This is a genomic window from Micromonospora aridisoli (assembly GCF_056150025.1).
Genome location: NZ_JAXCFK010000001.1, coordinates 129784 through 147784, shown reverse-complemented (window position 1 = coordinate 147784; position 18001 = coordinate 129784). Strand labels below are relative to the sequence as shown.

Here is an 18001-nt window from a genome sequence, read left to right as displayed (position 1 = left end):
TGCCCGGGATCGAGCGCCCCGACCCGACGCCGGCCGGGCGCGTCGGCGTGTTTTACCGGAGAATGCGGGATGTGGGTGACCGGCTGGAGGAGTACCGGCGCAAGCGGGACGCCGCGCGTACGCCCGAGCCGGTGCCACCCGAGCGTCCCCGACGACGCCGGGCCGGCGACCGCGCCCGATTCGTGATCCAACAGCATCATGCCCGCAGCCTGCACTGGGATCTGCGGCTGGAGCGCGACGGGGTGCTCGTCTCCTGGGCGGTGCCCCGCGGGCTGCCCCGCGATCAGGGGCGCAACCACCTCGCCGTGCACACCGAGGACCACCCCATGGAGTATCTCGACTTCTCCGGCGAGATCCCGGCCGGCGAGTACGGCGGCGGCCGGATGCTCATCCATGACCGGGGCACCTACCGCTGCGAGAAGTGGCAGGACCGCGAGGTCGTGGTGGAACTGCGGGGTGAGCGGACCGCCGGGCGGTACGTGCTCTTCGCCACCGGCGGACGCGACGGCCGGGACTGGATGGTGCGACGCACCGATCCACCGCCGCCGGGCTGGACCGCCATGCCCGACCTGGTCGCGCCGATGCGTCCCGAACCGGCCGGTCGGCTCCCCACCGACCAAGCGGCCTGGGGGTACGAGCTGCGCTGGGACGGGGTACGGGCGGTGGCGTACGTCTCCGGTGGGCGGTTGCGGCTGCTCTCCGAGACCGGTGAGGAGATCACCGGGACGTACCCGTGGCTGCGGCCGATGGCCGAGTCCCTGGCACCGACGGAGACGGTGCTGGACGGCGTCCTGGTCCGCATCGACCGGTCCGGGCAGGTCCGGCCGGCTCGGGGTGGGCGCAGCACCGCCGATGCCCAGTACCTGCTGGTCGACCTGCTCTGGTTGGAGGGGGTGAGCAGCCTGGAACTGCCCTACCCGCAGCGCCGGGAGCTGCTCGACTCGCTGGCGCTGACCGGGCCGCACTGGCAGACTCCGCCGTGGTTTCCCGGCGCCGGTGCCGAAACCATGCGGGCGGCCCGCGAACAGGGGCTGCCCGGGGTGGTGGCGAAGCGGTTGGACTCGGTCTACGAGCCAGGGCGGCGCAGCCGGGCGTGGCGCAGCGTGGACGCGAGCTGAGACGGCGAGGAGCGGCGTGTACCTGACCCACCTCGAATGCCCGCGCTGCGGCCGGGAACACGACGCCGGCGTACCGCAGAACCTGTGCGAATGTGGGTCGCCGCTGCTGGCGCGCTACGACCTCGCGGCGGTGGCGCGGGTGATCGAGCCGGAGCGGTTCGGGTTGCGCCCGGCCGATCTCTGGCGTTACCGGGAGCTGCTTCCGGTGGCCGACCCGAGGAGCGTCACCACGCTCGGGGAGGGATGGACGCCGATGCTGCGCGCGCCCGCGTACGGCGCCGACATCGGCATCGACGAACTGCTGGTCAAGGACGAGGGGCTGACCCCGACCGGCTCGTTCAAGGCGCGCGGGGCGGCCGTGGGTGTGAGCCGCGCCCGTGAGCTGGGCGTGCGGCGGATCGCCATGCCGACCAACGGCAACGCGGGCGCCGCGTGGGCCACCTACGCCACCCGGGCCGGGCTCGGCGTCACCATCGTCATGCCGCTGTCCGCACCGACCATCTGCCGTCGGGAGTGCGTGGCCGCCGGTGCCGACCTGCGCCTGGTCGACGGGCTGATCGGCGACGCCGGGCGCCAGGTGGCCGCGCTCGTCGCGTCCTCGGACGGCACCGTCTTCGACGCCGGTACGCTGCGCGAGCCGTACCGCCTCGAAGGAAAGAAGACGATGGGGTACGAGATCGTCGAGCAGCTGGGCTGGCAGGTGCCCGACGTGATCATCTATCCGACCGGCGGTGGGGTGGGTCTGATCGGCATCCACAAGGCCCTCGGCGAGTTGCGGGAGCTCGGCTGGGTCGAGGACAAGCTGCCCCGACTGGTGGCGGTGCAGTCCACCGGCTGCGCGCCTATCGTGCGGGCGTTCGCCGCCGGGGACGATCGGGCGCGACCGTGGGCGAACGCCCACACGGTGGCGTTCGGCATCACCGTTCCGGCGCCGCTGGGCGACGAGCTGATCCTCGCCGCGCTGCGCGCCACCGCCGGCACCGCGATCGCCGTGGACGACGCCGAGATCCTGACCGACCTGCGGGACTTCGCCGCCCGGGAGGGCCTGCTGCTCTGCCCCGAGGGGGCCGCCTGCCTGACGGCCGCGCGCAGGCTGCGGGCCGGCGGGTGGATCCGTGCGGGCGAACGCGTCGTGGTGCTCAACACCGGAGCGGGCCTCAAGTATCCGGAGACGATCGACGTGTCCGGCGTACCGGTGCTACCGCGCTGAGGCGTGACGGCAACAGAAAAGGGGGCGCGGAGCCTTCAGTCGACAGTGGGCTCGGTCAGCCGCCAGGCCGCGTTGACCTGCCCGATGTGGGACAACGCCTGCGGCGTGTTGCCCAGGTGTTTCCCGGTGGCCGGGTCGACCTGTTCGCTGAACAGCCCCACGTCGTTGGCGTGCCTGCTGACCCGCTCGAACAGCTCGGCGGCGCGCTCTCGCTCGCCGGCCAGAGTCAGGCACTCCACCAGCCAGAACGAGCAGAGCAGGAACCCGGCGGGGTCGTCGTCCCAGCGGCGGATCAGCCCGGCCTCGGCGCCGAGTTCCCGCTCGACCGCCTCGATGGTTGCCCGCATCCGCGGGTCGGTGGCCGGCAGGAAGCCCACCACCGGGAGGTACAAAGCAGCGGCGTCCAGCCCCGGCAAGCCGAAGGCGCCGGTGAAGACGCCCCGGCGCGCGTCGAACCCGTCACGCAGGACCGTGGCGCGGATCTCGTCCCGGACGCCGGTCCAGCGCCGCACGTCCGCCCGCTCCCCCAGCTTCGGCGCCAGCCGCACCGCGCGGTCCATCGCCACCCAGCAGAGCACCTTGGACGACAGGTGGTGCCGCTCCCGGTCGCGCGGCTCCCAGATGCCCCGGTCGGGCAGCCGCCAGGTCGACGCCACCTGCTCGGTGAGTCCGAGCACCATGTCGCGCAGCTCGGCGGGAAGCGGGTCGCCGAGGTAGTCGTGCAGCCGCCAGACCGCGGAGACGACCTCACCCGGCACGTCGAGCTGCCGCTGTAGCCAGGCGTCGTTGCCGACCCGCACCGGTCCGCTGCCGGCGTATCCGGCGAGATGGGGGCAGGAGTGTTCGGAGACATCCCGCTCCCCCTCCAGCCCGAACAGCACGGGCACCGGCTCGGCGCCGACCCGGCCGATCGAGCGGGCCGCCCAGTCGAACAGCCGGGTCGCCTCGGTCGGGCAGGCCGCCACCCACAGGGCGCGCATGGTCATGGCGAAGTCCCGCAGCCAGCAGAAGCGGTAGTCGTAGTTGCGGTCGTCACCGAACCGTTCCGGCAGCGAGGTGGTCGCCGCCGCGGCGACCGCTCCGCTGCGGGCGTAGGTGAGGCCGGTGAGGACCGTGGAGCTGTGTCGCACCATCTCGGGATAGCGACCGTCGTACCGGTGGCTCTCGCGGAACGCCTGCCAGGCCCGCACCGTGTCGGCCAGCGTCGGGACGGGGTCCAGCCGGGCGGGCGGATCGCCGTACGCCGGCGCGTAGGCCAGGTCGAAGCCGAGCACCTGTCCCTCGTCGATGGTGAACGTGTGCCGCACCCGGTCGTGCTCGGCCCGCAGGCGCAGCCCGGCGCAGCGGAGCACCAGGTGGACCGGACCGGCCGAGGCCGCCACCGCGCCGTCGTCCAGTTCGCGCAGGTACGGGGTGAGCAGGCCGTACTCCGGTCGCGGACGGTACTCCAGTGCCATCGACACCCGGCCGGACAGCCCTTCGACGACGCGCAGCAGCACGGCCGGCGAGCGCATGCCGAACTCGTGGGCGCGGGCACCCGGCTCGGCGGCGAGGGCGTCGGTGACCGCGACGCTTCCTTCGGCGGTGTGGTGCACGGTACGCAGCACCAGCGTGTCCGGCTGGTACGAGCGCTGCACCCGGTGCCCGGGGTGTCCCAGGGCGGCAGGTGCGATGCGCCAGTGACCGCCGTTCGGGTCGAGCAGCCGGCCGAAGACCGAGGGTGAGTCGAACCGGTGCGGACACCACCAGTCGATCGAGCCGGTCCGGCTCACCAACGCGCCTGAGCGGCAGTCGGAGAGGTACCCGTAGTCGGAGATCGCCGGCTGCTGCATCCGGTCGGCGTACCCGGGATTCCGGGGCTCATCACGCCTCGCGTGGTGTTCGCCGGCCCGGCCGGGCCGGGCCGGCGAACGGGTCAGGAGGTCGGTGGCTCGTCCTCGCCGGCGGCCTCGGCGGCGTCGGCCTCCTCCTTGGTGTGGTGGACGGCCTGGTCGGCGTGCTCCGGCGGGCCGTATACGGTGTAGAGCACCAGCGGGTTCGGCCCGGTGTTGACGAAGTTGTGCCGGGTGCCGGCCGGTACCACCACCAGGTCGCCCTGCACCACCTCACGCTTCTCTCCGGCCACCTGCGCCTCACCGGTGCCGCTGACGAAGGTCAGGATCTGGTCGATGTCCTCGTGGACCTCCTCACCGATCTCTCCGCCGGGCGGGATCGTCATGATCACCAACTGGGTGTGCTTCCCGGTCCACAGCACCCGCCGGAAGTCCGGGCTCTTCTCGGCGACGGTCGCGATAGTGAAGTGCTCCATGCTCCGACACATACCCCACCGCGGGCCGGCGCACGCCGTCCTTCGCAGATGGTGGAATTGACGGCCGACCGAGGGTTTGGACCGCCACCGAGCGGGGATCGACACGAGCGACCGGTACGACCGGTCATGCCAGGTCCCCGCTGACGTACCGCCGTACGGCTGCGACGGTGGGAGACGGCCGAGCGCGGCGCGGTTTCGACCTCCGGGTCAGCGGCGCCGCGCGCTCGTGTCCGGCGTTCAGGAAAGTACGGCCAGGTGGAAGGGTCGGTCGGCGGCGGCACCCGCGCTGTCGAAGGTGGTCACGAAGACCGCGTTCGGAATGCCGGTACGGCCGGCGACCGCGATCTGGCCGACGGGGGGCAGCCCGGAGCTGCCCGCGAGACCGACCGTGCCGATCAGGCTGGCACCGGTCACATCCTGATCGAAGACCACCTGGTACATGCCGGTCCGCAACCGGTTGGCCGCCGCCGCCCCCAGCCCACGGACCAGGAGGCCCTCGGCGTTGACCACGGCGAACAGGACTCGCGCGCTCAACGGCATGCCGGCACCGGCACAGGTGGTGTGTTCGGCGTCGGCGTGGGCGGTCGCCTCGTCCTCCGGCACCGGCTGGGGTTCTCCTCTGCTCCTGGCCCTCGCGCTGGACATCGCACTCCTTCCCAGCCCGAACAGCGCCCAGGCGGGTTGAGTTGGTTGCGGCGGCTAAAGGGGGATCAGCACCGATCGCCCCCTTTGTGTATCGAACGTATGTCGCGTTCCCCGTCGGTAGCCAGGCGAACAGCTGTCCGATCAAGGACAGAAGGCGAGTCGATCATGGCGTTGACCTGCGGCGATGCCGCAAACGTGTACGGTGCTCAGGCGTCGGGGTCGAGCGCGGGTACGCCGCCCACGCACCGCACCGACAGCTCGTACTCGCCGCTCGGACCGACGAAGGTGACCTCCGCGTCGTCGTCCGGGCCACGATCGACGTCATCGACCCGGTAGCCCTGCCGGGGCGACCAGGAGACCAGGTACACGCCACCCGGCCGGCACTCGGCCACCGCACTGCCGCCCACCGTGGCGAAGCTGCGCCGGTTTTCCGGCTCCACGCTCGGACCGGCCGGCGACTCCGGGCTCGACGGCGTTCCGTTCGGATCGGTGCCGGGAGTCCCGGTCGGTGCGCCGCCGGGCGTCGCGGCGCCGGTCGGCACCGGCTCGGCCAACGCGCGGGCGATCTCCTCCTGACTGCGGACCCCGCCCGGCGTCCCGGTCAGGCTCTCACCCACCAACCGGATCGCGGCGAGCCCGATCAGGGTGGCGACGACCGCCGTGGCCAGCCATCCGGCCACGGCGAGGAAGGTACGACGGCCCATCACCCGATGATCCCCGATAACGGGTTGGGGCGACCTTCGGGCAACGCTAAGGGAGAGTTAACGCAACCGGCCAGCGACCACCGCCGGGGATACCCTGCCTGCTGTGGCCCGCCTGCTGCTGATCGAGGACGACCTGACCATCCGTACCCCGCTGGTGCGGGCGCTGCGCGAGCGGGGACACGCCGTGGCCGCCGCCTCCAGCGCGATGACCGGGTTGCGCGACGCCCTCGACGACCGCCCCGATCTGGTCGTGCTGGACCTGGGGCTGCCCGACCTCGACGGCCGCGAGCTGCTACGGATGCTGCGGGCGGTCAGCGCCGTCCCGGTCATCGTCGCCACCGCCCGCGACGACGAGCGGGAGATCGTCCGGGTGCTCGACGCGGGGGCCGACGACTACGTGGTCAAGCCGTTCACCGCCGCCCAGCTCGACGCGCGGGTACGCGCGGTGCTGCGCCGCGGACCCGGCGGGCCGGCCGAGGAGGACCCGACGGTGGTGGTCGGTGGGCTGCGGATCGACCCCCGCTCCCGGCAGGTCAGCCTCGACGGCGAACCGGTCGAACTGACCCCACGCGAGTTCGACCTGCTGCGGCACCTGGCCACCCGGGTCGGCGAGGTGGTGACCAAGCGGGAGCTGCTGACCGAGGTGTGGCAGATCCCGTACGGCGGCGCGGACAAGACCGTCGACGTGCACCTGTCCTGGCTGCGTCGCAAGCTCGGCGAGAGCGCCCAGCACCCGCGCTACCTGCACACCGTACGCGGGGTCGGGGTGCGGCTGGTCACCCCGGAGGTCGGCGGGTGAGGGCACGCCTGGCGCTGCTGGTCGCCGCGGTCAGCGTCCTCATCGTGATCGCCTTCCTGGTGCCGCTGGCACTGCTGCTACGCACCGCCGCCGAGGACCGGGCGACGGTGCGGGCCACGGCCGACGCACAGAGCCTCGCCCCCGTGGTCGGCACCGCCGACGCGGAGACGGTACGGCTCACCGTCGAGCAGCTCGCCGCCGAATCGGCCCGCCCGGTCAGCGTGTTCCTGCCCGACGGCAGGGTGCTCGGCTCGGCGGCCGACCGCACCCCGGCGGTGGAGCTGGCCGGGCGCGGGCAGAGCCTCACCGCCGAGACGGCCGAAGGTCGGGAGGTGGTCATCGCGGTGCAGGGTCGCGCGGACGGCACCGCCGTGATCCGCACCGTCGTGCCGCAGGCGGAGATGACCTCCGGGGTGGGCCGCGCCTGGCTGGTGCTGGCGCTGCTCGGCGCGCTGCTGGTGCTGATCGCGCTGACCGTCGCCGACCGGCTGGCCCGCACCCTGGTCCGCCCGATCGGCGAGTTGTCGGAGGTGTCGCACCGGCTGGCCAACGCCGAACTGGACGCGCGGGTGAACCCGTCCGGGCCGGCGGAGCTGCGGGAGGTGGGCGGCGCCCTCAACCACCTGGCCGGCCGCATCCAGGAGTTGCTGGTGCAGGAGCGGGAACAGGTGGCCGACCTGTCGCACCGACTGCGTACGCCGCTGACCGCCCTGCGTCTGGAGGCCGAGTCACTGCGCGATCCGCAGGACGCCGCCCGGGTGACCGACGCGGTGGACGGGCTCGAGCGGGCCGTCACCGGGCTGATCCGGCAGGCCCGCTGGCGTACCCCCGCCGACGGTGCCGTGGTCGCCGACGCCGTGGCGACGGTGGCGGACCGGGTGGCGTTCTGGTCGGTGCTGGCGGAGGAGACCGGCCGGGCGGTCGACCTCGACCTGGCACCCGGACCGCTTCCCGTCGGTGTTCCGGGCGATGAACTGGCCGCGGCGGTGGACGCCCTGCTCGGCAACGTCTTCGCGCACACCCCGGACGGCACCGCCTTCGCCGTCCGGCTCGGCGCCGCCGTCGATCAGGTGGTCCTGACCGTCGCCGACGAGGGCCCCGGTATCACGGCGGACTCGGTGCGCCGGGGAGCGAGCCAGGCCGGCTCGACCGGGCTCGGGTTGGACATCGCCCGCCGGGCGGCCCAGGCCAGCGGCGGCCGGCTGGAACTGGGCGAGCGGCCCGGCGGCGGGGCCGAGGTGACGCTCCGGCTCGGCCGGCCGAAACCCTGACGGGCCGCCGGACGTCCTTAACCCGGGCTTAGGGTTCGGACAGCGCGCCGCTATCGCCCGGGGACCGATCCTCGATGCAACAACCGAGGAGAGGTGCAGACGATGAAGCGCAACCCCCTGATCCTGGCGTCGGTCGGCGGCGCGGCGGCGGTGCTCACGGTGGCCGGGGTGTTCCTGGGCGTCGCGGCGGCGGACGGCGACCGGGTCCGGCAGACGACCCTGACCGCGGCGACCGGCGCCCCGACGACCGTCAGCACTCCCGACGACCCCACCGCGACCCCGCCCACCACGGTCGACCCGTCCGGCGCGACCACGGTCAGCCCCACCGGCGCTCCGACGGAGCAGGGCCAGTCGGCCACCGAGGATGATGCGGTGAGCCGGGAGCGGGCGGGTGAGATCGCGCTGGCACACGCCGGTGGTGGCCGGATCACCGAGACCGACCGGGACCGGGAGAACGGCCGGCCGGTCTGGGAGATCGAGATCGTCAACGGCGACACCGAGCACGAGATCGACGTCGACCGGCAGACCGGTGAGATCGTCAAGGCCGAGCAGGAGCCGGTGGACGACGATGACGACCGGGACGACGACTGATCCGGTCCCCCTCGGGCCGGCCGCCGGCCCACCGACGCCCCTGGAGCGGCACCCGCCCTCCGGGGGCGTCACCGTCACGTCCCGGTTCGGTGCAGCCAGGCCAGCAGGTCCGACGGTGCCAGGGCGGCGGCCCGGGCGTGATAGCGGGCCCGCGTCTCCCCGTCGAGCAGCGAGCTGCCCTGACCGGACCGGCCACTGCGGAAGAAGGCGTTGCGATCCTTCAGCACGCCGGCCGGGTCGGGCGCGAGCCGGTCGGCGCGGGCTCGCATCCGCTCGAAGGTGGCCGCCTCCACCAGCTCGGGTCCGGGAGGTTCGAGGTCAAGACGTCGGGCCAGGCGGTGCATCTGCCCGGACAGGTCGTCCCGGAGGTCGTCGTAGTGGACGAGATGGACGTTCGGCCGGTGCCGGCGGGCCCAGGCGTCGCCCAGGTGCAACAGCACGCCCGGCAACGAATCCAGTTCGGTGCGCGGATCCGGATTCGCCTCGATCCAGCGTACGAGGGCCTGCTTGACCGACGGCCGTGGCCGGTCCGGCTCCGGCGGTACGGGCTGACCGGTCAGTTCGGCGAGGCGCGCACGATCCAGGTTGGCACCCTGGTGGTGCAGTGACACCGCCATGTCCAACGGATGGCGGGCCACCACCACGTAGTGCACCCGGGGATCGCTCGGCAGGCCGTCCAGCGGAGTGTGGGTCTTGATGAAGCGACGGTGCCGCTGCGCGGCCAACCGCGCGTACACCTCGTCCCGGGGCTCCACCAGCCAGTCGAGCCAGGGCGACAGCTCGGTCAGCGGCGCGGGCAGCTCCGGCGTACGCAGCACCAGCAGGGCACAGATCATCTGCATCCAGGTCGTCCCGCTCTTGGAGCGGGTGCTGATCACGATGTCTCCCGGGCGCAGGGTGAAGTCCTGCCAGCGGGCGCTGTCCTCGTCGGCGGACCGGTATCGGATCGGGGTGTCGGGCACCGCCGCGAGGATAGTCGGGGAGCTGACACCTGTCGGGGGAATTCCCGCTGCTCCGCCCTGGGAGGTGGGTAATCGTCTGGCTACATTGAATTATGATGCCCGCCCCCCGGGGCTGGGCGGAGGAGCCGGTCTACCGCCCCGTTCTCGCCGCACGGCGCGGCGAACTGGAGGCGCTCGGCCACCTCGACGACGCCCGGTCCCCGATGCTCAGCCCGATCCTGGAACTGTCCGAAGTAGACAAAAGTTTTGTCGACCTGCTGGCTCGGTTGCCGTCCGGGCTGCTCCCGGCCGTCGACACCGGCGCCCTACCCGACGCGGCGGCGTCGGAGCTGGCCCGTCTGGGCGTACCGCTGGTGCCGGTGATCGGCCTGGCGGACGGTGAGCGGCGGTTGGCGACGCTGGGTATGACCGCCCGGGCGCACACCGGGCGGGCCGTGGTACGCCTGCGGCTCCGCCGGGACCGGGCCGGCCCCGACGCCACCACCGCGGTCCTGGAACGGATCGGACGGCACGCGCGCCTGGCCCCGGAGCAGTGCGACCTGCTGGTCGACTGCGGTGACGTGTGCTGCCCGGCAGACGTCCGGCTGGCGGAGAACCGGGCCCGGCGGGTGCTGGACTGGGCCCGGCGGCACGCCTGGCGGTCGGTGAGCGTGGTGGCCGGTGGGATGCCGCCGACGCTGTCCCGGTTGGCCACCGACGAACCCGTCCGGCTTGAACGGTGGGACTGGCTGCTCTGGCAACGGCTGGCCGACCTCGGCGTGGCGTTCGGTGACTACGGCGTCGCGCCGGCCACGATCCCTGCTCAGCCGGCCGTCGACCGCCACCTGACGGTCCCCTACACCGACGACGGTGCCTGGTGGGTCCACCGCTGGTCGCGCCGGCGGGGCCAAGGTGACCAGCGGGTCGCCGACCTGTGCCGCACGCTGGTGTCGGGACCGCACTGGCCAGCGACGGGAGCGAGCTTCTCCTGGGGCGATCACGAGATCGCACGTCGGGCACGACGGGGCGCAGGTGCCGGCTCGGCCACCAACTGGACGGCGTGGAGCACCTCGCACCATCTGGCCCACGTACTGGATGAGCTGGGCCGACCGGCCCGTGGCGGCGGCGTCCGGCGTACCGCCGGGACGCCGCCGACGCGCGGTCGGACGCAACGCGGCGGCGAGACCCGCCGCGCGGGCTGAGCGGAGATCTACTCCTTCTCGGTGAACCCGAACTGCACGACGCCCTCGTCGTCGACGGTCGCGTCCACCGAGGCGTCACCGAGCAGATCGGCCGCGTCGGAGTCTAGAAAGATCCGCGCGCCCTGGTTGTCGACCACCTGGTCGCCCTCGGCCGGTGCGGGCACCAGCTCGACGGAGAGCGAACCGGCCGCGGTGTCCGCGGCGATACGTACGCCGCCGCCCTCCGAGACGTCCTGCTGCGCGGCGAGATCACGGATCACCAGGACGGCATTGTCGGTCATCGTGAGCATGGTGGGACTCCTCGTGGGTGTTCTCGGCTCCCGGGCGGTGCCACTCACCGCCACATCGGGGCAGCTCAAGGCCCCTCCAGCCCTCCACGGTGCCCGCTGCCGAGGCATCCGTCAAATAGAGCGATGTCAGCTCGATCGGAGGCATGGACGCCCGCCGGTCGGGTATTCGTGCGGGCTACGCCCCCCTTCTCGCTCAGGCCGGTGACCGTGGCGGCAGCGGAGCAGCGGGGTCGCCACGCTCGATCAACGCGGCGATGTCGGCGTCGTGCAGGCCGCGCAGCGCGAGCACCCGGGTGCCCCACCGGTGCAGCCGGCACGGGTGCGGGCTGGCGTCGTTGCGGCAGACCGTGCCGCCCGACCATCTCCTCGGCGCGTGCACCACGACGGCCCGCACGGCGAACTGGGCATCCTCGGCGGTCACGTACGGCGGCAGCGGGATCTCCCGCAGCCCCACCCCCGTCCGCTCGCCGGTGGGCGGGGACGGACGGACGGTACTGCTGCTGTTCATCGGCCTGGCCTCCACACAGGACAGTCGAACACGGACAGCAGGACGTTACGATCCGATGGACCCAGGGTGACGGACAAACTGTCCCGGCGGCTCAGCCGGCGGCCCGCAACGCCGCGGCGGTCTGCCCCGGGTCGTAGCCCGGACCGACCCCGTCGAAGATGATGGCCGAGGCGTCGATGTGTCGGGTGCGCAGCGGCAGGATCTCCTGGTACGCGGGCGAGTCGTACCAGGCGTGCGCCTGCTGCCGGTCGGGGAACTCGAGGATGACCACGCTCCCCGGCCATTCACCCTCACGCACGTCCACCTCCGGGCCGTGCACCACGAACCGGCCGCCGAAGGGCTCCAGCGTGGCCTGGATCCGCTCAAGGTAGTTCAGAATGTCCTCGTTGACCTGCGGGTTCCGCAGGTGGGCCAGCGCGTAGGCGGGCATCGATCGTCCTCCCCGGTCGTCTCGTCAGTCGCGTTCGAGCAGCACCACCGGGATGTCCCGGTCGGTCTTCGCCTGGTAGTCGTCGTAGGCCGGCCAGATGCTGGTCATGACCGGCCACAGCCGCGCCTTCTCCTCCGGCGTGGCGGTCCGGGCCCGGGCGGTGAATCGCTCGGCACCGACCTGCACCTCGGCCTGCGGCTCGGCCAGCAGATTGAGATACCAGGCCGGGTGCCGGGGATCGCCGCCCTGCGAGGCGACCACCACGTACGCGTCGCCGGACCGGCCGTAGATCAACGCGGTGCGCCGCAGCGCGCCGCTGCGCCGGCCCCGAGTGGTCAGCAGCAGCGTGAAGACGCCCGGCCGCCACTCGTGCCCGTCGGCACCGTCGGTCTCGACGTATCGACTGATGTGCTCGGCCACCCAGTTCGTGGGGCTGTCCAACACCTTGTCGCCTGTGGTCACAGGTCCTCCCGGTCTCGTACGTCGGTCGCCGACCAGGCTACTGGCGAATCGGGCCACCGGCCGGGCAACGACCGGCGTGACAGCCGAACGGCACGCTCCGGCCCGGTCAGCGCAACGCCACGGCCTGCAGGCCGACGTTGCCGCAGTGCGGGGTGAAGCTCTCCTCCACCGTCCAGGTGAGCAGCAGCCGGGTGCCCTTCGGGGCCTGGAACCGGATGGTCGCGCCGGTGGACTGGCTGGTGTGCCGTTCCTCCAGCTGGAGCGTACGGCTGGGACCACCGCTGCTCAGCCGCGCCTCCAACCGGCCCCGGGCCATCCACACACCCAGGTAGACGGTGACGGTACGGGGTTGTCCGTCGGCGTCGACGGCGAGGCTGAAGCCACTGCCCGTCCCGCAGGTGTACACCCCGTCGGGCGTGGGGTCGGCGGACCGTACCGGCGCCCCGTCGCGCCACCGGAAGAGTTCCTGGTTGCCGTCCCAGCCGCCCCGCTCACCCCGACCGCCCAGGTCGCGGATCTCTCTGGAGCCGTCGCGTTTGCGCACCGTCGTCCCGGCACCGCCCAGTCCCCAGTGCACCCAGTCACGCTCGCCCACCCGGCTCAGGTTCACCGTCGCCGGGATGTCCGCGCGATCGACGGTTAGCAGCGCCCCCGTCGGTGTCGGACCGGTCGACGTGGGGCTCGGTGTGGGGCTGGGGCTGGGAGGACGCTCCCGGGGCCGCAGCCCGGGCACGGCCGGAGCGGTGGGCGCGGTGCTGGGCAGGCTCGGGCGTCCGACCACCGCGGGCAGGCCGTCCGGCTCGGCCGACTCCTCCGGGCTGGGCTCCGACCACCAGTGCACGTACCCGACCAGGGCGAGCAGCCCCGCCAGGGCGGCGATCCCCTCCAACGCCCAGCGGCGACGCCGACGGGCTCGGGCGAGCCGCCGGGCAGCGCGGGTCTCATGGTCCTGACCGGGAAGCTGCCGCCCGCTCACCGGTCCGCGTCGTCCGGCGGAGCCGGTGCGGCGAGCTGCCCGTGGGGGGATTTCCTCCGCCACCGACTCTCCACTTCTGCCGGACCGGACTCGCACCGGCACACTCCACCCGGTTGTGTGGACACCTCACATTGGCACTGCCGGGACCCTCGGCGCTAGGCCTGAAGACTCTGACACAGGCTCTTCGGGGCACACCCCTCAGGCCCGGTCCGTCGCGGACGGACGGCGTTCGGGCATCCGTCGACGTCTCCCCACCACGGGTCAGTCGCGGATGTCGAAGCCGAGAGCCCGGGCGAGGGTCGCCGCCTGCATCAGATCGATGACCGTCCCGGCGCGGTGCACCACGGTCGGATCCAGCCCGCCCAGGTCGCTGCCGCGCAGGTCCGCACCGGACAGCCGGGCGCCACGCCACTGCACGTCGGACAGGTCGCACCCGGTCAACGTCGAACCCGTCAGGTCGGTCCCGGACAGGTCGGTCTCGCGCATTCGTACCCCGTCGAACCGAGCGCCGCGCAGGTCACCACCGGCGAGCGTGAGGAACGACCAGTCGCCCCCGGTGACCGTCAACGGCCGCAGGTCGCAGCGGTCGAAGGTGCTGCCCACCAGCTTGCAGCCGGTGAACTCCGCCTCGAAGAGGTTGCAGCGGATGAAGACGCACCGGGTGAAGGCGGAGTCGGTGTGCCGGGAGACGTTGAACGCCACGTCGCCGAAGGTGCAGCCCTCGAAGACCGCGCCGCGGCTGGCCGCCTCGGTGAGGTCCACCCGGTGGAAGGTGCAGCCGACGAAGCGGCGGTCGGCCAGGTCCTCCGCGTACCAGTCCTCGTCGTGGAAGGTGACGTCCTCCGTCGGCTCCGGCATGTCAGGAGGTTAGCCAGTGACCCCGACAACACGGCTTCCCCGCCCCGCATACCGGCCGGTAGGTTCGCTGGGGTGAGCATGGCACCCAGCATCGAGGCGGAGCATCTCGGATTCGACCCGACGCGGCTGGCCCGGATCGACGAGCACTTCGCCCGGTACGTCGACGCCGGGAGACTGGCCGGTTGGCAGGCGGTGGTCACCCGCCGCGGCGAGATCGCGCACAGTTCGACGTACGGGCTGCGGGACCGCGAGGCCGGCACCCCGGTGGAGCCGGACACCCTCTGGCGGATCTACTCGATGACGAAGCCGATCACCTCGGTGGCGGCGATGATGCTCTGGGAGGAGGGCCGCTTCGAGCTGACCGACGAGATCGGGCGCTGGCTGCCCGAGTTCGCCGAGATGCGGGTCTACTCGAAGGGTTCGACACTCAGGCCGTACACCGTTCCGGCGATCGAGCCGATCCGGATCTGGCACCTGCTCACCCACACCGCCGGGCTGACCTACGGTTTCATGCAGACCTCCGTGGTCGACGGGCTGTACCGGGCCGCCGGCTACGACCTCTACCCACCGGCAGAGGTCGACCTGGCCGAGGCCTGCAAGGTCTTCGGCGAGCTGCCGCTGCTCTTCCAACCCGGGACCGCCTGGGGCTACTCGGTCGCCACCGACGTGCTCGGCCGGCTGATCGAGGTCGTTTCCGGGCAGAGCCTCGACACCTTCCTGACCGAGCGGATCCTGCGCCCGCTCGGCATGGGCGACACTCGCTGGTACGTCGACGGTGCCGACGCCGAGCGGCTGGCCGCCCTGTACGTGCCGGACCCGGCGTCGGGTCGCGCGGTTCGTCACGACGCGCTCGGCGTGCTGGCCCACGAGAAGCCGGTGCTGCTCTCCGGCGGCGGTGGACTGATCTCGTCGGCCGCTGACTACCACCGCTTCACCCAACTGCTGTTGCGCGGTGGCGAGCTGGACGGCATCCGCCTGCTCGCCCCGCGCACGGTGCGGTTCATGGCTCGCAACCATCTGCCGGACGGGCAGGACCTGGGCGCCCTGTCCACCGGCGGGTTCGCCGAGACGAACTTCGACGGCATCGGGTTCGGCCTCGGCTTCGCGGTGGTCGACGACCCGGTACCGAGCCGGTTGCCGAGCAGCGTCGGCGAGTACTACTGGGGTGGGGTGGCCAGCACCATGTTCTGGGTCGATCCGGCGGAGGAGATCACCGCCATGTTCTTCACCCAGCTGATGCCGTCAAGCACCTGGCCCATCCGCCCGCAGCTACGCCAACTGGTCTACTCGGCCCTGGTCGACTGAGCGGTTCCGCCGACGCCCACCAGGTCTGCTGCCTAGCCTGAGGACGTGAGCGAGCGTGCGAGCGAACCAGCCAATGCAGCAGCGGGCGCCTCGCGCCGCCGCGGAGCGAAGCGAGCGGCGGCGTGAGCAACATCGTCGTGTTCGGTGCGGGTGGCACCGCGGGTTCCCGGATCGTCAGGGAAGCGTTCGACCGCGGACACCGGGTGGTGGCCGCGGTACGCCGCCCCGAGGCCGACGCGCCCTTCCTACCGGCCGGGGTCCGGGTCGTCACCGGGGACGCGACCAGCGAACGCAGCGTGCGGGAGCTGGCACCGGAGGCGGACGCGCTGGTGGTGGCGATCGGCGGTGGTGGCCGTTCGCTGTGGCCGGACGCGGCGCGGAGCGTGCTCGACGCGTTGCGCGGGATGCCGGCGGCACCCCGGGTGATCCACGTCGGCGGCGGGGCCACCCTGCTCACCCCGGCCGGCACCCGGCTGTTGGACGATCCGGATTTTCCCGAGGAGTACCGGGACGCCGCGCTGGGGCAGGCGGAGGCCTTGGACGTCTACCGTTCCTCGGCCGACGGCGTGACCTGGACGTACGTCTCTCCGCCACCACTTGAGTTCCATCCGGGTGAGCGCACCGGTCGGTACCGGACCGGCGCCGACCAGCCGGTGACCGACGCAGCGGGCCGCAGCGTGCTCAGCTACGAGGATCTGGCGGTCGCGGTGGTCGACGAGATCGAGAACGGACGCTTCCAGAATGCACGCTTCACGGCCGCGTACTGAAACCGGAGGGCGGACCGCGGCGCGCCACCCCACCGAGCCATCACTAATCTGATCTTGAGTAACGGCAGCTCGCCGGATAGATTCGAGTCTCTGTGACCCGGGCGTCACACCCCTGACGCGCGGGTCGGACCTCGAATCAGGAGGGCGCCGTCTTGGCTTCGCTCGACGACACCGTGACATCCCCGCACGAATCGTCCCGCTCCACCGGATCAGGTTTGCTCGACCGGCGACGGATGCTGACCGTCGCACTCGGTGGCGCCGCCACCGTGGCGCTGCCCGCGCCCGCCTGGGCAGCGACCGACCAGCGCCCGGGCGCGCACCGGCCCCCGGCCCTCACCCCGCACGACCGGGTCGTGATCGCCCAGCTGTCGGCGGAGCGCGCCCTACAGCACCTGAAGGTGCTCTCCGAGGACATCGGTCCGCGCATCGGTGGCACCGACTCGGAGCGCCGGGCCGCGCACTACATCGCCAGTCAGCTCGACAAGCTGCGCTACGACACCACCCTGCAGCCCTTCCCGGTCGCCGACAAGTTCCTCGCTCAGCTCGGTTCGCCCGCCGGACTGCCCGGTGACCTCAACTGGCAGGCCGGGGCGAGTGGTCAGGCCGCCCTGGACGTCACGGTCACCGGTTCCGTCGTCGACGTCGGGGCCGGAGCGCCGGGTGACTACCCGGCCGACGTCAGCGGCAGGATCGTGCTGGTCGACTACGTCGCGGCCGCGCGGGAGCAGCTCGCCGCCACCGCCGTGGCGGCCGGGGCCGCCGCCGTGATCTTCCTTCCGGCCGATCTGGTGGAGCCGCGCCGGGCGTCGGCGTTCTCCCCCACGCTGCCCGGTTCCGCCGCCGCTCCACTGCCGATCCCGGTCGTCGGGGTGGCCCAGGCGCAGAAGCACCGGCTACGGGCGCTGCTGGCCGCCGGCCCGCTGACGTTGACCATCGCCACCACCACCCACCGGGGGTTGACCTCGCACAACGTGCTCGCCGAGCGGCGCGGTCGGGCGGGTCGCAACGGTCCGGTCGTCATGGTCAGCGCCCACTACGACTCGGTCATCGGCGCTCCGGGCGCCAATGACGACGGCTCCGGCACCGTGCTCTGCCTGGAACTGGCCCGGGTGCTGAAGGCGGTGCCGATCGACGCCACCGTGCGGTTCGCCCTGTGGGGCTCCGAGGAGCAGGGACTGATCGGATCCCGTTACTACGTCGCCCAGCTGCCGCAGCCCGAGCGGGACCGGATCCTCGCCGTCTACCAGAACGACATGGTCGCCACGAGCTGGGACCCGGCCACCCGGTACTGGCTGCTGTCGTTCACCGGTGAGAGCAACCGGGCCACCGACGAGGTCGCCGCCGCCGCCCGGCGGCTCGGCTACGAGCCGCAGATCTCCCCGGTCACCCAGCGCGGCGCCAGCGACCACCAGTCGTTCCAGGAGGTCGGTATCGCCAGTGCGAACTTCTCCTGGCGCGGTGAGGAGTCACCGGCGCTGCTGGAGCCGCCGTACCACAGCCCGGAGGACACCATCGCCAAGAACATCAGCCTGGAGCGGCTCCAGGTGTCGATGGAGCTGATCGGCTGCGCCACGTACGCGACGGCCCGACGCTGAGTCCGGCGGGGCGCGGCACCC

20 protein-coding genes are annotated in these 18001 nt (G+C 72.5%); 9 read left to right on the top strand and 11 right to left on the bottom strand.

Translation table 11 applies throughout. The features are described 5' to 3' along the window. Positions 1 to 71 precede the first annotated feature (71 nt). Both SM447_RS00645 and SM447_RS00640 read left to right on the top strand, forming a co-directional pair. On the top strand, positions 72 to 1118 hold the full coding sequence (locus tag SM447_RS00645; RefSeq protein ID WP_474570740.1) for a DNA polymerase ligase N-terminal domain-containing protein: 1047 nt from the start codon (positions 72 to 74) through the stop codon (positions 1116 to 1118). A 16-nt stretch (positions 1119 to 1134) separates the two neighbouring features. Beyond that, positions 1135 to 2328, top strand: coding sequence for a threonine synthase (locus SM447_RS00640; RefSeq protein ID WP_474570739.1), 1194 nt, complete (start codon positions 1135 to 1137; stop codon positions 2326 to 2328). Positions 2329 to 2363: 35 nt separating this feature from the next. Here the strand turns inward: SM447_RS00640 and SM447_RS00635 are convergent, their stop codons facing one another. From SM447_RS00635 to SM447_RS00620, 4 genes are all read right to left on the bottom strand, one after another. Next, entirely contained in the window at positions 2364 to 4160 is a 1797-nt protein-coding gene (locus tag SM447_RS00635; protein WP_474570738.1) for a glycoside hydrolase family 15 protein, read from the bottom strand. A gap of 83 nt (positions 4161 to 4243) precedes the next feature. Then, positions 4244 to 4636 carry a cupin domain-containing protein gene (locus SM447_RS00630; protein ID WP_332906761.1) on the bottom strand — a complete coding sequence of 131 codons (393 nt, stop codon included), beginning with the start codon at positions 4634 to 4636 and terminating at the stop codon, positions 4244 to 4246. A gap of 237 nt (positions 4637 to 4873) precedes the next feature. Continuing rightward, positions 4874 to 5281 carry a hypothetical protein gene (locus tag SM447_RS00625; protein ID WP_474570737.1) on the bottom strand — a complete coding sequence of 136 codons (408 nt, stop codon included), beginning with the start codon at positions 5279 to 5281 and terminating at the stop codon, positions 4874 to 4876. Positions 5282 to 5487: 206 nt separating this feature from the next. Then, a complete protein-coding gene (locus SM447_RS00620; protein WP_474570736.1) occupies positions 5488 to 5985 on the bottom strand; it encodes a septum formation initiator in 498 nt (165 codons plus the stop codon). A 103-nt stretch (positions 5986 to 6088) separates the two neighbouring features. On the opposite strand from SM447_RS00620, the gene SM447_RS00615 reads away from it, so the two are divergent. The 3 genes from SM447_RS00615 (at position 6089) to SM447_RS00605 (ending at position 8646) form a co-directional block, all read left to right on the top strand. Next, the gene (locus SM447_RS00615) at positions 6089 to 6784 is read left to right on the top strand and encodes a response regulator transcription factor (protein ID WP_474570735.1); all 696 of its coding nucleotides are present in this window, start codon (positions 6089 to 6091) and stop codon (positions 6782 to 6784) included. Then, the gene (locus SM447_RS00610; RefSeq protein ID WP_474570734.1) at positions 6781 to 8055 is read left to right on the top strand and encodes a sensor histidine kinase; all 1275 of its coding nucleotides are present in this window, start codon (positions 6781 to 6783) and stop codon (positions 8053 to 8055) included. Before SM447_RS00615 ends, SM447_RS00610 begins: the two co-directional genes overlap by 4 nt. 102 nt (positions 8056 to 8157) lie before the next feature. Then, positions 8158 to 8646, top strand: a complete 489-nt coding sequence (locus SM447_RS00605; RefSeq protein WP_474570733.1) for a PepSY domain-containing protein — start codon at positions 8158 to 8160, stop codon at positions 8644 to 8646. Between the two features lie 74 nt (positions 8647 to 8720). Here the strand turns inward: SM447_RS00605 and SM447_RS00600 are convergent, their stop codons facing one another. Next, positions 8721 to 9608 (bottom strand): sulfotransferase domain-containing protein, encoded by an 888-nt coding sequence (locus SM447_RS00600; RefSeq protein ID WP_474570732.1) that lies wholly within the window; start codon positions 9606 to 9608, stop codon positions 8721 to 8723. Positions 9609 to 9703: 95 nt separating this feature from the next. Here SM447_RS00600 and SM447_RS00595 point away from each other — a divergent pair, with 95 nt between their 5' ends. After that, the gene (locus SM447_RS00595) at positions 9704 to 10789 is read left to right on the top strand and encodes a beta family protein (protein WP_474570731.1); all 1086 of its coding nucleotides are present in this window, start codon (positions 9704 to 9706) and stop codon (positions 10787 to 10789) included. A gap of 8 nt (positions 10790 to 10797) precedes the next feature. Here the strand turns inward: SM447_RS00595 and SM447_RS00590 are convergent, their stop codons facing one another. The 6 genes from SM447_RS00590 to SM447_RS00565 all read right to left on the bottom strand — a co-directional run bounded on the left by SM447_RS00590 (position 10798) and on the right by SM447_RS00565 (position 14313). Further along, the gene (locus tag SM447_RS00590) at positions 10798 to 11079 is read right to left on the bottom strand and encodes an adhesin (RefSeq protein WP_474570730.1); all 282 of its coding nucleotides are present in this window, start codon (positions 11077 to 11079) and stop codon (positions 10798 to 10800) included. Between the two features lie 193 nt (positions 11080 to 11272). Continuing rightward, complete coding sequence (locus SM447_RS00585; protein ID WP_474570729.1) at positions 11273 to 11587, bottom strand: hypothetical protein; 315 nt, start codon at positions 11585 to 11587, stop codon at positions 11273 to 11275. 91 nt (positions 11588 to 11678) lie between these two features. Next, positions 11679 to 12017: a DUF1330 domain-containing protein gene (locus tag SM447_RS00580; RefSeq protein WP_474570728.1), complete on the bottom strand. Its 339-nt coding sequence runs from the start codon at positions 12015 to 12017 to the stop codon at positions 11679 to 11681. Between the two features lie 24 nt (positions 12018 to 12041). Continuing rightward, positions 12042 to 12479, bottom strand: coding sequence for a nitroreductase family deazaflavin-dependent oxidoreductase (locus tag SM447_RS00575; protein WP_474570727.1), 438 nt, complete (start codon positions 12477 to 12479; stop codon positions 12042 to 12044). Positions 12480 to 12585: 106 nt separating this feature from the next. Beyond that, positions 12586 to 13518, bottom strand: a complete 933-nt coding sequence (locus tag SM447_RS00570; RefSeq protein ID WP_474570726.1) for a hypothetical protein — start codon at positions 13516 to 13518, stop codon at positions 12586 to 12588. 198 nt (positions 13519 to 13716) lie between these two features. Then, on the bottom strand, positions 13717 to 14313 hold the full coding sequence (locus tag SM447_RS00565; protein ID WP_474570725.1) for a pentapeptide repeat-containing protein: 597 nt from the start codon (positions 14311 to 14313) through the stop codon (positions 13717 to 13719). Between the two features lie 78 nt (positions 14314 to 14391). Here SM447_RS00565 and SM447_RS00560 point away from each other — a divergent pair, with 78 nt between their 5' ends. The 3 genes from SM447_RS00560 to SM447_RS00550 all read left to right on the top strand — a co-directional run bounded on the left by SM447_RS00560 (position 14392) and on the right by SM447_RS00550 (position 17980). Beyond that, complete coding sequence (locus SM447_RS00560; protein ID WP_474571217.1) at positions 14392 to 15618, top strand: serine hydrolase domain-containing protein; 1227 nt, start codon at positions 14392 to 14394, stop codon at positions 15616 to 15618. A gap of 122 nt (positions 15619 to 15740) precedes the next feature. Next, the gene (locus tag SM447_RS00555) at positions 15741 to 16385 is read left to right on the top strand and encodes an NAD(P)-dependent oxidoreductase (protein ID WP_474570724.1); all 645 of its coding nucleotides are present in this window, start codon (positions 15741 to 15743) and stop codon (positions 16383 to 16385) included. Positions 16386 to 16618: 233 nt separating this feature from the next. After that, positions 16619 to 17980 (top strand): M20/M25/M40 family metallo-hydrolase, encoded by a 1362-nt coding sequence (locus SM447_RS00550; RefSeq protein WP_474570723.1) that lies wholly within the window; start codon positions 16619 to 16621, stop codon positions 17978 to 17980. Positions 17981 to 18001 lie beyond the last annotated feature (21 nt).

Bases quoted from the DNA above. Each gene is read 5' to 3' on its own strand.
- SM447_RS00635 (WP_474570738.1), bottom strand. From the start codon at position 4,160: ATGCAGCAGCCGGCGATCTCCGACTACGGGTACCTCTCCGACTGCCGC.
- SM447_RS00630 (WP_332906761.1), bottom strand. From the start codon at position 4,636: ATGGAGCACTTCACTATCGCGACCGTCGCCGAGAAGAGCCCGGACTTC.
- SM447_RS00625 (WP_474570737.1), bottom strand. From the start codon at position 5,281: ATGTCCAGCGCGAGGGCCAGGAGCAGAGGAGAACCCCAGCCGGTGCCG.
- SM447_RS00620 (WP_474570736.1), bottom strand. From the start codon at position 5,985: ATGGGCCGTCGTACCTTCCTCGCCGTGGCCGGATGGCTGGCCACGGCG.
- SM447_RS00605 (WP_474570733.1), top strand. From the start codon at position 8,158: ATGAAGCGCAACCCCCTGATCCTGGCGTCGGTCGGCGGCGCGGCGGCG.
- SM447_RS00595 (WP_474570731.1), top strand. From the start codon at position 9,704: ATGCCCGCCCCCCGGGGCTGGGCGGAGGAGCCGGTCTACCGCCCCGTT.
- SM447_RS00590 (WP_474570730.1), bottom strand. From the start codon at position 11,079: ATGCTCACGATGACCGACAATGCCGTCCTGGTGATCCGTGATCTCGCC.
- SM447_RS00585 (WP_474570729.1), bottom strand. From the start codon at position 11,587: ATGAACAGCAGCAGTACCGTCCGTCCGTCCCCGCCCACCGGCGAGCGG.
- SM447_RS00580 (WP_474570728.1), bottom strand. From the start codon at position 12,017: ATGCCCGCCTACGCGCTGGCCCACCTGCGGAACCCGCAGGTCAACGAG.
- SM447_RS00565 (WP_474570725.1), bottom strand. From the start codon at position 14,313: ATGCCGGAGCCGACGGAGGACGTCACCTTCCACGACGAGGACTGGTAC.
- SM447_RS00560 (WP_474571217.1), top strand. From the start codon at position 14,392: ATGGCACCCAGCATCGAGGCGGAGCATCTCGGATTCGACCCGACGCGG.
- SM447_RS00550 (WP_474570723.1), top strand. From the start codon at position 16,619: ATGCTGACCGTCGCACTCGGTGGCGCCGCCACCGTGGCGCTGCCCGCG.